The sequence below is a fragment of the Methanofollis ethanolicus genome, from assembly GCF_001571385.1.
Lineage (GTDB): Archaea > Halobacteriota > Methanomicrobia > Methanomicrobiales > Methanofollaceae > Methanofollis > Methanofollis ethanolicus.
The window spans coordinates 796,940-810,797 of the sequence record NZ_BCNW01000001.1 but is presented as its reverse complement, the minus strand read 5'-3'; the positions used below and the strand labels follow the sequence as shown (position 1 = coordinate 810,797).

Below are 13,858 nucleotides of genomic sequence, written 5' to 3'. Positions count from 1 at the left end.
CCTGGAGGAGGAGGCCATCCCTGCCCCTATCCTAATGGCAGGGGGACCGGGGGGCGGCAGCCCCCCGGACCAGGCACGTCTGAATAGAATTTTTCTCCCTATCGCTTCAGGAAGTACTTTCCCGCGAGGGTTTCTACAGAGCCCTTTTGAGAACATTCTTTCTGTGATAGTCCAGATACCTGAGATGGTTCGGTTCTATCTTTCTGAGTTTCATGTCCGAATGAATGCCAAGTATCCTCTGATCGCGGTCACTGAACGCATCACTCAGGATGATCCTCCCCTCGTCATCAAAACTCACATACCCCCTATCGAAAGCACGGTCCACATGGGGAGCGAGCAATAACCCGTTATAGACATCAAGGCGTTCGAAATTATCCGAATCCCTCCAGGGTTTGATATGAGATGCAACAAGCAGTTCAGATACCGCACACCCTGTCACCGCACAGGTCTTCCAGTATTTCTCCAGATCCGAGCGGAACGACCCCTGGCCAATACGACTCAGAACAATAGATTCGCGTTCGGTCTCGGGCAATTCTCGATACGTTCTTGAAAGGTCTTCGACCTCCTGAAAAGGATTATCGTCAGATGCTGCACCATAATCAGGGCTCGGAAGATTCTGCCTCAGTTCCTCTCTTAAATACACCATCAATGCGGGCGTATGATTTTCCTGACTATCTGATCGTAACTGGCCGTATTTGTTTGCAACATTTCTCAGATACGCAAAATGAAACGCACGAAGTACCGGCCAGAGATCAAAATCCGTGCCCGAAGGGACATAATATCCGTTCCGTGAAGGGACCAAACAATACTCAGAATACTCCCCTCTGCCCCAGCGCCAGACGTCGCTCTTTTCTAAAACACGCTGTTCATCTTTTTTCTCATTCAATAACGCCGCATCAAGAGACAACCACATCCCATCTTTATCGATCGTAAAAACAATGAGACTCCCCACCAGGAGACGAATACCTTTCCGGGCACCTTCACGAAAACAGTATACGCCCCACATGTTCCTGCCATGGGAATGTGCTTCGACGATTGATTCTGCGAAGAGGGACAGACACCTCTTTCGATAGTTTTCGTCGGGCAAAATCGATGAGAGAGTCTCTTCGATTTCACTCATCCCGGAATAAATCATCACAGAAAATCATCCATATTACCTGTAAGGAGGCCGAAACGCCAGAGCATGATCGACATGCCTCCTTTCTCCCGATAAATATGCTGATTTTTATTGGATCAACTCGAATGACCATGGCCCGAAAATTTCAGGCGATCTCGCGTATGAGGATATCAAAAAACAGGTTACACGCCTCCTCTTCAACCCAGGGGCAATGACCGCATTTCTCCAGGAGAATGAACCGAAAATCGCGCAGAGTGCGTGAAAGAGGCGCTCGCACCCCTTCGACCGGGCCGGGGTCGTAATCACCGTGGACCGCCACGACCGGACACTGGACATCCCTACAGATCTCCAGCAATCTCCCGTTCTTCCGGAGTGCATGGGCCTCAGCCCAGACTTTCCTATGGATCTCTTCATCGACCCGGCAGAGGGCCGCATCCCCATCCCTCCGGGCACGGGCATCACGGGAGAGAGGACAATACGTGTCCGCTTTCGCCATCAAGCGCCCGAACCTCGCCAGCATCGCATCCCTGTCCCCGGCCGAAGGCACCCCCAGGGTGAGGACCAGGGACTCCGCCTCCTCCCGCTCTTCGGGCGCCAGACGGCCGAGGCGCGTCGTCATGAGGTCGGCCGCACAGGCCTCTTCGAACACCCCGCTGCCGACGCACACCACCTTCCGGACATACGACGGGTAGCGGGCGGCGACGATCAGGCTCAGCCAGGCGCCCCACGAGTAGCCGATCAGGGTCACGGGGACGGCGCCGTACGTCCTCAGGGCCTCCGCCAGTTCGACACCCTGCCCGTCAACCGTCGTTTCGGTCTGGAGGGGCTCTACTATACCCGCAACGCCGGACAACCTCTCTGCCACCGGCGCCATCTCCCCGGCAGCGCCCGGTCCGCCATGGACCACGGCGACCTTCCTCGGCGCCGAACCGTACGTGCGCACCCGGATCATCGAGCACATCCCCGGTACGGCGCTCACTCGTCGCACGGCGTCGTCGTCTTTCCGTCCTTCCCCGCGAAGATCGGCACCGTGCAGATCATCCGCATCACGCCGTCGCCGGTGTTCTTCATCTGGTGGTACTCAGAGGGCGCGACGTAGACCGCGTCTCCGGCCTTCACGGGAGTTTCTTTTCCGTCGCCAACGCACACCGCTTCGCCCTCAAGAATATACATCTCGTGCTCCTCTTTGTGCCGGTGGTACGAGGTGCACCCGCCCGGGGCGAACTCCATCAGCCGCAACGCGTACCGCGGACACCCGTCGCCCACGGTCAGGAGGAAGCGTGCACTCATTCCGGAAAAGCCAGGCCGCTCCTGTTGTTCGGCAGGGACATCAGACGTATGTTTGACGATCATACATCACACTGTCCGGTCCGAAGAGGGATGTAGGTATCGACTGCACAGACAGAAAAACCCGAATTGGTCGACAACAGCGTCGTAAAACCCCGCGCATCCCCGTCACCCTGAGAGGTCAAATACCCTCGCCGCCAACAGAGAGTACATGCACAGCAGCGACGGTACCGTCCCGGAAGCCGAACTCAAAGACCGTATGGGCCGGTTCAGGGCCAGGATGGACGCGGACAACCCGGACTGGGAACTCGCCGTCTTCTTCGGCAAAATCAACCTTTACTATTTCACCGGCACCATGCAGGACGGCATGCTGCTGGTCCCCCGCGACGACGAGGCCGTATTCAGGGTGCGCCGGAGTTACGAAAGGGCCTGCGACGAGTCGCTCTTTCCCTGCATCAGGCCGATGGGCAGTTTCCGCGACGCCGCGGGAGACCTCGGCCACCCGTTCGGGACCGTGCACCTGGAAACAGAACTGGTGCCTCTCGCGTTGCTGCAGAGGTTCAGGAAACATTTCCCCTTCGACCACACGCAGTCCCTCGACCGGCAGGCGGCGAAGGTCAGGGCCGTCAAGAGCGCGTACGAACTCGGGTGCATGGAGCGGGCCGGCGAGGTCCACCGCCGCGTCCTCGAAGAGCGGGTGCCCGGCCTCCTGCGGGAGGGAATGACGGAGATGGCGTTTATCACCGCCCTCTATGACGTCATGGTCGAGGAAGGCCACCAGGGCATCGTGCGGTTCGGCGGGTTCGGCACCGAGATGGCGGTCGGGCAGGTGGGGTTCGGCGAGAGTTCGATCTATCCCACCTGCTTCGACGGGCCGGGCGGCAGTTACGGCCTGTCCCCGGCCGTGCCCCTGCTCGGCAGCCGCGAGAGACGGCTGAAGAGGGGCGACCTGGTCTTCGTCGATGTCGGGTGCGGCGTCGCGGGCTACCACACCGACAAGACCATGACCTATATGTTCGGCGCCCCGCTCCCCGACGAGGCGGTCCTGGCCCACCGGCGATGCGTGGAGGTCCAGCACAGGACCGCGGCGATGCTCCGGCCCGGGGCGGTGCCGTCGGCGATCTACGACGCCGTCATGGGAGACCTGGAGCCGGCGTTTCGTGAGAACTTCATGGGTTTCGGCGCACGGCAGGCAAAGTTCCTGGGCCACGGCATCGGCCTCCAGGTCGACGAGATGCCGGTGATCGCGCGGGGTTTCGACGACCCCCTGGAGGAGAACATGGTCTTCGCGGTCGAACCCAAGAAAGGTATCAGGGGCGTCGGCATGGTGGGGACCGAGAACACCTTCGTGGTCACGCCCGCAGGGGGGCGGTGCATCACCGGCGACCACCCAGGCCTGATGCCGGTCTGGTGACCTTTTTTTCGGCCCGGCTGAACCGCGTATGAAACAAAGTTTCGGGCGGTTCTTTGGAAACACTCCTGCTCGATCATGCTTGGATCGATGTGTATCCAGATCCTGAGAGTAGAGGGGTGTATCCCCCGCCGTCTCATACCATTCACCCGGGGCTGCGACCGAAGGGAGCACGAGAAAATTTTAGATTTTCGAGGCAGTCCCCCGGTGCAGGCACACCAGAACAGGAATTTTACAAAAAAAGGCTTTGTAAAAACCCTCGCGGGAAAGTACTTCCTGACGTGATAGGGGAAAAAATTCTGTTCAGACATGTCTGGTCCGGGGGGGCTGCCGCCCCCCATACCCCCTGCCATTACGATAGGGGCAGGGATGGCCTCCTCCTCCAGGACTCCGACCCTTTCTTCCCGGGACCAATCCTCGCGCGGGGGTCCGGGGGCAAAAGTCCCCCGGCGAACGGGAAGGCAGAGGATCAGCACGCACTATCAACCGATGGAGGAAGATTTCTCCAAAGCCAAAAAAACCAATTTTCTCCAGAGCCCTGACCGGATCGTTTCCCACCCTACGGTCTGCACAGAAGAATCAGCGGAACAATAAACAGGGCCCGACAGCAGCGCGACCCGAAAAGAAAAAAAGATTTAGCCGAAGAGGGCACCGAGGCCGGCCATGCCGGACTCTTCTTCCTCTTCCTTCTTCTCTTCCTCAGCCTCTTCCTCAACAGGGGCGGCTGCGGCCGGAGCGGCTGCGGCGGGTGCAGCGGCAACGGTGGCGACGGCGGCCTTCGAGATGGCCTCCTCAATGTCAACACCGTCGAGTGCGGCCACGAGGGCCTTCACACGAGCGTCGTCAGCGGCGATACCGGCAGCGGAGAGAACAGCCTTGACATTCTCTTCGTTGATGTCCTTGCCTGCGTTGTGCAGGAGCAGTGCAGCGTAGATGTATTCCATTTCATTCACCTCAAATTTTTCTCAATTTTATTCTTCGACAATTCCCTTCAGAGCAAGCGATGATCTGTACGCCTTTCCAATGATCGCGTCGATGATATCCTTCTCGTAGACACCGGCCTCGATACCGAGGCTGCGGGCGTCGCGGACGGCCTTCGCCAGGATCGCACCGGTCGTCTCCGTGGTCGGGATCGCTGCGTTCACCGACAGGTTAAATGCCTGCTGGGCCGCGAGCGTGATCTTGCCAAGGTAGACCGACTCGTCGATCGCGAGCGTCTCAGGTGCAAACACCGTGCCGTTCTGGAATGCCGCCCGAAGGATCAGACCGACATCCATCGGCTTGACGTCAAGCTTTGCGAGCACGTCGGCCATCTTCGCGGAGATGACCTCGCCCTTCTTCACGACCGTCTTCGTGTCCTTGATCTTGACCTTGCCGGCCTCGATCACGGCCGGAATGCCGGCCTGCTGAAGCTCGCCGACGATCGGACCGGGCTTGAAGCTCGTCGGGCCCTTGGCAACGACGATGTCCTCCGGAGCAGTTTCGCCCGGCTTTGCGGCCATCTTCGTCTTCGTCTGCTCAAGGAGCTTGTAGAGCTTGAAGGGGTTTTCCTTCGTGAAGATAAGCGCACTCTGTCCGGCAATGTGCCCGGCCATCGTGGCGACCTCGCCACCGACCTCGTCGAGAGCACGAGAGGTCAGGGTGTTGCGGGTCATCTTGATATAGGCGACCTCGCGGAGGTTCTGCCTGATGTGCTGGAGCTGACTCGCCGGGATACCGTACATATCCACGAGCCCGACCACCGGGTAATCGACAAAGTGCTGCTTGATCTCATCGACCTGGTTCTTCTTCCATACGGGCAGGTGGTGAGTGTAGAGCGCCATTAGATCAGCCTCACTGCCGGACCCATGGTCGTCTTCACATAGACCGAGCGGACATTCTGCGGACCCTGCTCGAGCACAGACTCGATCTTTTTCATGACCGCGTCGATGTTGTCTGCAAGTTCCTCAGGGGCCATCGTGGTGCTGCCCACAGGCGCGTGGAAGACCTTCTTGTCCTTCGACCGGATCTTCACCGAGGAGCGGAGCCTCTCGATGATCGGACGGACGTCCATCCCGGTCTGGATCGGCATCGGCATCCTGCCGCGGGGACCGAGCCTCGGACCGAGCCAGCGACCCACAAGACCCATCACGCTTGTTTCCGCAAGGAAGAAGCGGTACTCGTTTGCGATCTTCCGTGCCTCACGGGGCTCGCCGCCCAGGCGCTCGATCTCTTCGGGGCTGATGATCAGGTCGACGTTGACTTCTTTTGCCTGCGTCGTGATCTCGCCCTTTCCGAGGACAGCGACCTTTATCGGCGTGCCCATACCGTGCGGGAGAAGGATAGTCTCATCAATACGGTTTTTCGGCTGCGCCATGTCGATATTCTTGAGGTTGATCGTGAGATCAACGCTCTCCGTGAACTTGCGTTCCGGCGCAGTCTCAAGAGCCGCCTGCACAGCCTTCAATATCTGTTCTCTCTCAACCATTACGTGCCTCCATAGTACACGACCGTGTTTGATCTCCTATGGATGAATCCCGTTTAGTTCTCGAGCATACTGTCGAACTCGCCCGCATCGATCGCTGCCAGCATCTCCTTCGGCTTGCGGCCTTCGACCGTCACACCGATAGAGACACAGGTCCCGACAACTTCCTTGACCGCCGACTTCAGGCGGTAGGAGAGCATGTCGTCGAACTTCATGCGCGCGATTCTGACAGCGGCCTCGAGCGGCAGATCACCCACGAACTGAGTGGACGGCTCGCCGGACCCCTTCTCGATACCAGCTTCCTTCATGACGAGTGCTGTCGTCGGAGGAATACCCACCGTTACGGTGAAGTTCTTCTTCTCGTCGACGTCGATCGTCACCGGCACCTGCATGCCGTTGAATTCAGCGGTCTTCTTATTGATCTCGTCAATGACCGCTTTCACGTTGATACCGAGGGGACCCAGGGCAGGACCAATAGGTGGGCCTGCAGTTGCCTTTCCACCGGGTACTAATACCTCGACCGTTTCTGCCATAGTACAATCACCATGCTTTTCCCAGAAGGGTACTGAGCCTGGGTGACTAAGGTTTTCCCGGTGCGCACTTAATACTATCACAGGGAGCGGGAAAAAAGATGAAGAGGATCAGGCTTCGCCACGGTCGATCACGCGGACATTGTCGCCGCGCACGGTGATCGGGATCGGCACCATGGCCTCGTACAACTCGACGGTGATCTCCTCCTTGGAGGAGTCGACCCTCTTGACGACGGCCTTTTCCCCCTTGAAAGGTCCGGCAATGAGCTCGACGATCGTACCCTCGTCGATACCGGACACGGCCGGTTTCGGAACGAGATAATGGCCGACCTCTGCAAGGGAGGTCTCGCCGGGCACCACTGTCCGGGCGCTCGGCACCGTCTCGATCAGTTCGGCAATACGTGCGTGGGGCTCATCGGCCTCGACAAGGACGTAGCCTTTCAGTTCATCGGGAGCGACCACCGCCTTCACCTTGAAGGACGGGTCGTGCAGAACCGCACGATATATCCCGTCCGCGACGGCACGCTCCTGTTTTGCCGTCGTCTTGACGGCATATACCCGGGTCTGTATTTCGCTGGTCATGGACATCAGTGCGGCAGCACGAGCATCAGCTCATAGATCGTAAACCCGATGAGACCGATGATAAAGACGCCCATTGCCGCAACAAGGGCGATCTTGGTAAACTCATCACGGGACGGCGTCCGCGCCAGTTTCAGGACGCGGATGTATTTCTGGATATACTCCTCATAGAGAGAGCCGAGTTTTTCGGATCCGACATTGATCTCCATCTATCTCACCTCAGAAAGTCTATATCAAATTCTTTCGCCACGCGGGGAAGAGACTTGCGCTCGCCCCGCCCATAGATCTGGGGGGAGTTCACACCGGTGACGACGAGCATCGTCCGGACCTTGCCCTGCATATCAGGGTCGACCTGGGCGCCCCAGATGATCCGGGCACTGGGATCGATCCTGTTGTAGACCTCCTGGACGACACCCTCGGCTTCGGCCATCGTCATGTCGGGGCCGCCGACGACATTGACAAGCGCGGCGGTCGCGCCGGAGATGTCCACGTCGAGAAGAGGCGAACGCAGGGCCTTTTTCACGGAGTCGGCAGCCTTGTCCTCGGCGTCGGACTCGCCCATGCCGATCATGGCGACGCCGCCGCGCTCCATCACGGTCCGCACATCGGCGAAGTCCAGGTTCACGAGGCCGGGCACGGTGATCAGTTCGGTGATCCCCTTGACCGCCCGCATGAGCACCTCGTCGGCAACCTTGAAGGCGGCATAGAGGGGCAGACGCGGCACGACTTCGAGGAGACGGTCGTTCGGGACGACAATGACGGTGTCGGCGACGTCGCGCAGGCGTTCAAGACCGGCCTCCGCGTTCTCCGACCGGATCGATCCCTCGGAGGTGAAGGGGAGGGTGACGACGGCGATCGTCAGTGCGCCCTCTTCGTGCGCGGCCTTTGCGACGATCGGGGCCGAGCCGGTGCCGGTGCCGCCGCCGAGGCCGGTGGTGATGAAGACCATGTCGGCACCCTCCAGGGACGTCTTGATCTGGTCCTCGTTCTCCAGGGCGGCTTCCTCGCCGATCTGGGGAATGGAACCGGCGCCGAGGCCGCGCGTCCGCTGGCGGCCGATGAGGATCCTCTTGTCGGCCTTGGTGCGGATCAGGTGCTGGGCGTCGGTGTTGACCGCGATGAGCCGCGCTCCCACCACGCCTTCCTCGGCGATCCTGGTCATCGTGTTCGAGCCACCGCCGCCGCACCCGACGACGACGATCTCGGTCTTGAGGTCTCGCAGGAGTTCCTCAAGGTCGTCATCCGGCTGGACGGCGGTCTCAAACTCGTCTCGTGCCCGTGATAATGCCTCTTCAACTATGGACTTCATCGATATACCTCTCCAACCCCGGGATGTGGATGCGTGTTTCACTGCAGGAACTGACCATGGTCGGGGTGATCGTCCGCCCTCCGACCTCGACGGGCTGACCGCTCGAAAGACGTCCGAAGAGCGGGCCTTTCGGAACCCCGAGCTGCCGGGCCGTATCGGGGTCGAACCTCGCCTTCATGATGACGAGGTCGTCCCCTTCAGCTGCAGTGCTCCACCGATCATCTATGATTTTAATACACAGGGATATTAAATAATGTATTATTTCTTCTCTTTGATTCGCGAAGGTGATGAACGCCGGGAGGATCTCCCCGTGCTCCCCAGCGACCGATGCCGCGGGGAGGAGATCCAGTGCCTCCCTGAACGCTTTCGGGTCGGCTTTATCCGCCTCTGAAACGAGAGCCGCAGGTATCGTCACAACGACCGGATCGCCCGTCCCTGCAAGGGTGCCGATATGGACGCGGCAGCCCGGTGCGATTTTTTCTGCCGTCGCGCGAACGGCCGTGTACGTCTCCCAGGAGAGGTCCCCGATACCGGTGATCTCACCTTCCGAGAGGACGGGCAGCCCGGTGTCGGCGAGGATCTCCTGGAGACGGTCTGCGTCGGGTTTTGCAAGAGCTTTTCTGTCGAGGTAGGCGGCGACCGCCCCGGTCTGCCGGGCCATGGCGGCGACGAGGTCGCGGTCGAGACCGGGGACTTCTCGCGAGGGCGCGATGTGGCCGAAGGCCCCCTTCGATGAGAGCGCGATCTCGGTCTGGCGGACGGCATAGTGGGTGCCGCCGAAGCCGACAAGAGGGACCGCGTCCTCGGGCACGGCCTCCAGGACGGCGCGGGCGGCGGCGTCGGCCGCGGCAGGGTCGTTCCACTCGGTCTCGGTGCTCCCGATCTCGACGAAGAGAGAGGGAGTGCCAAGGGTCGTCGGGCCGTGGTGGGTCGCCTCGTAACTGGCGCGGTAGCCGGGCGGGGCATGGCGGGCAAGACCGCGGAGGACGGCGTGCATCATCGCCGGGGCCGCGGGGGCGAGGGTCCGGGCCTCCCCGCCGAAGACCGGTTCCCCATAGTTGCCGGTGACATGGACGGTGAGGGCCGGCGTCGGGTGCGAACTCGAGTGCCGGGAGAGGAAGACAAGGATGTCGGCGCCGAGGTCCCTGTCGGCACCCTCCGCGTAGATGAGGCGCCCTCCGCTCTCGTGGAAGGAGAGAGATGCCGCCCGGCAGAGAGGCCAGTCGTCCCGTTCTGCACGGAGTTCCCGGATCCGGCGGGCGAGGTTTCGTCCCGCAGGGTCGATGGCCGAGTGAAGGAAGGCAATATGCATGAGTGATGGTTTTGTCTGCAGGGGCTAAAGTCTTGCCAGAGGCGGAAATACTATCTTTTTTGAGGGTGATCATCTCATCATGGACAAAGAACTGATCGAGAAGGCATTCGCCGAGAGCGGGATCACCACCGAGATCGGGTGTGAGCAGGCGTTTGCCATCAGCGAAAAATACGACATACCAAAGATGGACATCGCCCGGTACTGTAACCGCCACGACCCGAAGATCAAGATCCGCTCCTGCCAGCTGGGTTGCTTCAGATGAGCCTCTTTCTCGATGTGGTGCCGGTCGCAAAGGCCGTGGAGGTCGTCCTCTCGACCGCCCGGCCTGTCGACACCGAAGAGGTGCGGCTGGAAGACGCCCTCCACCGGGTGCTCGCCGACGACGTCAGGGCGGGCCACGACCTGCCCGGTTTCGACCGCTCGGTGGTGGACGGGTATGCCGTGAAGGCGTCGGACACGACCGGCGCCTCGGAGGCGATCCCGGCGATGCTCTCCTTACAGGGGAGGATCGAGATGGGCCGGGCGCCGCCGGGAAAGGTGGACGCCGGTACCTGCTGGTATATCCCGACAGGCGGGGTGCTCCCGGCAGGGGCGGACGCCGTCGCCATGATCGAATACTCGGAGGCGGTCGGGGACGAGGTGCTCGTCCAGAAGCCGGTCGCGCCCGGAGAGAACGTGCTCTCCCATGACGAGGACTTTGCGACCGGGGCTGTCGTCCTCAAGGCGGGGCGGCGTCTCACCCCGCAGGACCTCGGCGTCCTTGCCTCGGCAGGGGTGGCCGCGGTCAGGGTGCTCGGACTGCCGCGTGTCGGGATCATATCGACGGGAAACGAGGTGGTGCCGGTGGAGGCCGACCTCGCGCCCGGACAGGTGCGGGACGCCAACGTCTACCTGTGCGCGGGCTTCGTGCGTGAGCACGGGTGCGAACCGGTACGCTACGGCATCATAAGGGACGACCCGGCGCTCCTCAGGCCGGTCCTCGAAGAGGCCGTCAGGGAGTGCGACTGCGTCCTCATCTCGGGCGGGAGTTCGAAGGACATGCGGGACATGACCGCACGGGTGATCGCCGACCTCGGCGAGGTGCTGGTCCACGGGATCGCCATCTCACCGGGGAAACCGACGATCATCGGGACGGTCGGGGAGACGCCGGTGATCGGGTTGCCCGGCCACCCGGGATCGGCCTATGTCGTCCTGGCGGCGGTGGTCGGCCACCTGTTCGCGGCGCTCTCGGGCGCGCCCGTGCCTGTGCGCCGGGTGCGGGCGCGGCTTGCTGCGAACATCCCCTCGGCAAAGGGGCGAGAGGACTATGTCCGCGTCAGTGTCGAGGGGGGACAGGCGACGCCTGTCTTCGGGAAGTCGGGCCTGCTGAACACCCTGGTGAAGAGCGACGGCCTTGTCGTCGTTCCGGCAGGGCGGGAAGGCCTTGAGGAGGGCGACGAGGTGGAGGTGGTCCTGTGGTGACGAGATACCTGGACCTCGTCTCCCTCGCCCGCGCCCTCGAAGTCATCAGGGAGAGGTTTGGCAGCAGAAAGCCGCGGACCGAGACCGTACCCCTCGAAGAGGCGGCGGGCCGGGTGACCGCGGGACCGATCTATGCCCGCTTCTCCGTGCCGGGCATACACATCTCGGCGATGGACGGGATCGCCGTCCGCAGCGCGGAGACGCACGGGGCCTCAGAGACCAGGCCCATCGTCCTCCCCGACGCCGTGCGGGTGAACACCGGCAACCTGGTGCCGCCCGAATACGACGCGGTGATCATGATCGAGGACGTCTGGATCGGCGAAGGCACCTGGACGATCCGGAAACCGGCGGCACCCTGGCAGCATGTGCGGCCTGTCGGCGAGGACATCGGGGAGTCGGAGATGATCCTCCCCTCCCTCCACGCGGTCCGTCCGCACGAACTCGGCGCCCTCGCCGCCTACGGGGTGACAGAGGTGGAGGTGCTCGCCTTCTCCGCGGGCATCGTACCGACAGGGAGCGAACTGGTGCCCGCGGGCACGCGGCCGGGACCGGGGCAGGCAGTGGAGAGCAACTCCCTGATGGCGGCGGCCCATCTCAGGGCCCTCGGCGTCGCGGCCAGGCGGTACCCGATCGTGCCGGACGAGCCAGACCAGATCAGGGCGGCGATCGAGAGGGGGATCAGGGAGAACGACCTCCTGATCGTCTCCGCGGGTTCGTCCGCGGGGACGCGGGACTTCACCGCTTCCCTCATCGCCGAACGCGGCGAGGTGCTCGTCCACGGCGTCGGGATCAAACCGGCAAAGCCGGTGATCATCGGGGAGGTCGAGGGCAAACCCGTCATCGGGTTGCCGGGATACCCCCTCGCCGCCTACACGATCCTGAGGGAGGTCGTCACGCCGCTGATCGGGCAGTACGGTTTCCCTGTCCCTGAACCGGAGACTGTGGACGCCGTTCTCACGACGACGCTCCACTCTGACATCGGCACCGACGAGTTCGTCCTCCTCTCCGTGGGGAGGGTCGGGGAGAGGTGGGTGGCGGTGCCCCAGTCGCGGGGCGCGGGCGTCCAGATGTCCGCGGTGCGGGCGAACGCCCTGATGACGATCCCGTCCTCGAAGGAGGGGGCCGAGGCCGGGGAGACGGTCGGGGCCCGTCTCCTCGTGCCGAGGGGGCAGGCGGAGGAAGGGGTGCTCATTACGGGGAGTCACGACCCCTGCCTGGACCGCCTGGCCGATATGGTCAGGCCGGCGGGCGTGGGCATCCACTCGACGCATGTCGGGTCGATGGGCGGTCTCCTGACCCTGAAGAAGCGGCAGTGCCATGCGGCGCCGATGCACCTCATCGGCCCGGACGGCGAGTACAACCTCCCGTACCTGCGGAAGTACATGCCTGGCGAGGACCTGGTCCTCCTCTGCGTCGCGGAGAGGGAGCAGGGGCTGATCTCGCGGGATAAAGTATCCTTCGACGACGTCCCGACCCTGCGGTACGCGAACCGACAGAAAGGATCGGGGACGCGGGTCCTCTTCGACCGTCTCCTCGGCGAACGCGGGATCGCGCCCTCCGGGATCCGGGGGTACGAGAGGGAGTTCACCACGCACCTGGGCGTCGCCCTGGCCGTCAGGTCGGGCGAGGCCGACTGCGGCATGGGGGTGTACTCCGCGGCGAAGGCCCTCGGTCTTGCCTTCACGCCGGTGACGACAGAGCGCTACGAACTGGTGATGCACGCCGACGCCCTCGACGACCCGCGGGTGGCGGCGATCGCGAAGGCGGTCGCCTCCGAGACCTTCAAGACGGTCCTTCAGGAGATGGGCGGCTACCGGACGGCCGAGACCGGCGTGTGGCGGAGACTGCCCTGAGCACCGCCTCGTCGGGAGCGGCGCAGGGGACGACGCCCTCGACCGTCCAGGTGCCCACCCCGAAGACCTCTTTTTTCATCTTCAGTGCAAAGGCGATCTCCGAGAGGGTGCCGTAACCGCCGCCGACCGCGATGACGGCGTCGGCCGAGGCGACGAGGAGAGCGTTCCGCGCCTGGCCCATATTGCTCCTGACGACGATATCGACGTACGGGTTCTCCCCGTCCAGGCCGGGGATGATCCCGACGGTCGTCCCGCCGTGCGCCGTCGCTCCCCGGCACGCCGCCTCCATCACGCCCCCGAGGCCCCCGCAGAGGAGGACGGCGCCCTGCTCTGCAAGGAGGGCGCCGACCGTCTCCGCCGCGGCCGACTCGTCCGGCGAGGGAGTCCCGGTACCGATGACTGCGATCTGCATGACGAAGAGATCGGCGGACAGGGAGAAGGATGTGACGGAGGCATTGAGGTCATCCCAAAACTGATCCGAACCTTCATGCACGCCGATGAAAGGACTCACATTTTGTTCTGAAAAATCCTGTTC

General features: G+C 62.3%; 16 protein-coding genes. 4 read left to right on the top strand and 12 right to left on the bottom strand.

The features are described from left to right. Positions 1-133: 133 nt before the first annotated feature. The 3 genes from MEFOE_RS04060 to MEFOE_RS04050 form a co-directional block, all read right to left on the bottom strand. Entirely contained in the window at positions 134-1,120 is a 987-nt protein-coding gene (locus MEFOE_RS04060) for an HNH endonuclease (RefSeq protein ID WP_160329485.1), read from the bottom strand. 142 nt (positions 1,121-1,262) lie between these two features. Then, the gene (locus MEFOE_RS04055; protein ID WP_067048689.1) at positions 1,263-2,069 is read right to left on the bottom strand and encodes an alpha/beta fold hydrolase; all 807 of its coding nucleotides are present in this window, start codon (positions 2,067-2,069) and stop codon (positions 1,263-1,265) included. 23 nt (positions 2,070-2,092) lie between these two features. Continuing rightward, positions 2,093-2,470 (bottom strand): cupin domain-containing protein, encoded by a 378-nt coding sequence (locus tag MEFOE_RS04050; protein ID WP_067048686.1) that lies wholly within the window; start codon positions 2,468-2,470, stop codon positions 2,093-2,095. Between the two features lie 145 nt (positions 2,471-2,615). Between MEFOE_RS04050 and MEFOE_RS04045 the strand changes: the two genes are divergently transcribed. Further along, positions 2,616-3,818 carry a M24 family metallopeptidase gene (locus tag MEFOE_RS04045; RefSeq protein WP_067048683.1) on the top strand — a complete coding sequence of 401 codons (1,203 nt, stop codon included), beginning with the start codon at positions 2,616-2,618 and terminating at the stop codon, positions 3,816-3,818. Between the two features lie 632 nt (positions 3,819-4,450). Here the strand turns inward: MEFOE_RS04045 and rpl12p are convergent. From rpl12p to MEFOE_RS04005, 8 genes are all read right to left on the bottom strand, one after another. Further along, on the bottom strand, positions 4,451-4,759 hold the full coding sequence (gene rpl12p, locus MEFOE_RS04040) for a 50S ribosomal protein P1 (protein WP_067048680.1): 309 nt from the start codon (positions 4,757-4,759) through the stop codon (positions 4,451-4,453). 27 nt (positions 4,760-4,786) lie between these two features. Continuing rightward, entirely contained in the window at positions 4,787-5,638 is an 852-nt protein-coding gene (locus MEFOE_RS04035) for a 50S ribosomal protein L10 (RefSeq protein WP_067048676.1), read from the bottom strand. Next, entirely contained in the window at positions 5,638-6,282 is a 645-nt protein-coding gene (locus tag MEFOE_RS04030; protein ID WP_067048673.1) for a 50S ribosomal protein L1, read from the bottom strand. Before MEFOE_RS04030 ends, MEFOE_RS04035 begins: the two co-directional genes overlap by 1 nt. Before the next feature lie 53 nt (positions 6,283-6,335). Next, positions 6,336-6,812 (bottom strand): 50S ribosomal protein L11, encoded by a 477-nt coding sequence (locus MEFOE_RS04025; protein WP_067048670.1) that lies wholly within the window; start codon positions 6,810-6,812, stop codon positions 6,336-6,338. Positions 6,813-6,920: 108 nt separating this feature from the next. After that, the gene (locus MEFOE_RS04020) at positions 6,921-7,397 is read right to left on the bottom strand and encodes a transcription elongation factor Spt5 (protein ID WP_083523326.1); all 477 of its coding nucleotides are present in this window, start codon (positions 7,395-7,397) and stop codon (positions 6,921-6,923) included. Beyond that, positions 7,397-7,597 (bottom strand): protein translocase SEC61 complex subunit gamma, encoded by a 201-nt coding sequence (locus tag MEFOE_RS04015; RefSeq protein ID WP_067048667.1) that lies wholly within the window; start codon positions 7,595-7,597, stop codon positions 7,397-7,399. Before MEFOE_RS04015 ends, MEFOE_RS04020 begins: the two co-directional genes overlap by 1 nt. A gap of 5 nt (positions 7,598-7,602) precedes the next feature. Continuing rightward, positions 7,603-8,697 (bottom strand): cell division protein FtsZ, encoded by a 1,095-nt coding sequence (gene ftsZ / locus MEFOE_RS04010; protein ID WP_067048664.1) that lies wholly within the window; start codon positions 8,695-8,697, stop codon positions 7,603-7,605. After that, positions 8,681-10,009, bottom strand: coding sequence for a D-aminoacyl-tRNA deacylase (locus tag MEFOE_RS04005; RefSeq protein WP_067048661.1), 1,329 nt, complete (start codon positions 10,007-10,009; stop codon positions 8,681-8,683). Before MEFOE_RS04005 ends, ftsZ begins: the two co-directional genes overlap by 17 nt. A 79-nt stretch (positions 10,010-10,088) precedes the next feature. Here MEFOE_RS04005 and MEFOE_RS04000 point away from each other — a divergent pair, with 79 nt between their 5' ends. The 3 genes from MEFOE_RS04000 to MEFOE_RS03990 are packed head-to-tail and all read left to right on the top strand — an operon-like array spanning position 10,089 to position 13,323. Continuing rightward, positions 10,089-10,271 (top strand): hypothetical protein, encoded by a 183-nt coding sequence (locus MEFOE_RS04000; protein WP_067048658.1) that lies wholly within the window; start codon positions 10,089-10,091, stop codon positions 10,269-10,271. Further along, complete coding sequence (locus MEFOE_RS03995) at positions 10,268-11,470, top strand: molybdopterin molybdotransferase MoeA (RefSeq protein ID WP_067048655.1); 1,203 nt, start codon at positions 10,268-10,270, stop codon at positions 11,468-11,470. The genes MEFOE_RS04000 and MEFOE_RS03995 overlap by 4 nt, the downstream gene beginning before the upstream one ends. Beyond that, a complete protein-coding gene (locus MEFOE_RS03990; RefSeq protein ID WP_067048651.1) occupies positions 11,464-13,323 on the top strand; it encodes a molybdopterin biosynthesis protein in 1,860 nt (619 codons plus the stop codon). Before MEFOE_RS03995 ends, MEFOE_RS03990 begins: the two co-directional genes overlap by 7 nt. On the opposite strand, the gene MEFOE_RS03985 is transcribed toward MEFOE_RS03990, so the two are convergent. Further along, positions 13,253-13,735, bottom strand: a complete 483-nt coding sequence (locus MEFOE_RS03985) for a TIGR00725 family protein (RefSeq protein WP_067052932.1) — start codon at positions 13,733-13,735, stop codon at positions 13,253-13,255. The genes MEFOE_RS03990 and MEFOE_RS03985 overlap by 71 nt on opposite strands. Positions 13,736-13,858: the final 123 nt, after the last annotated feature.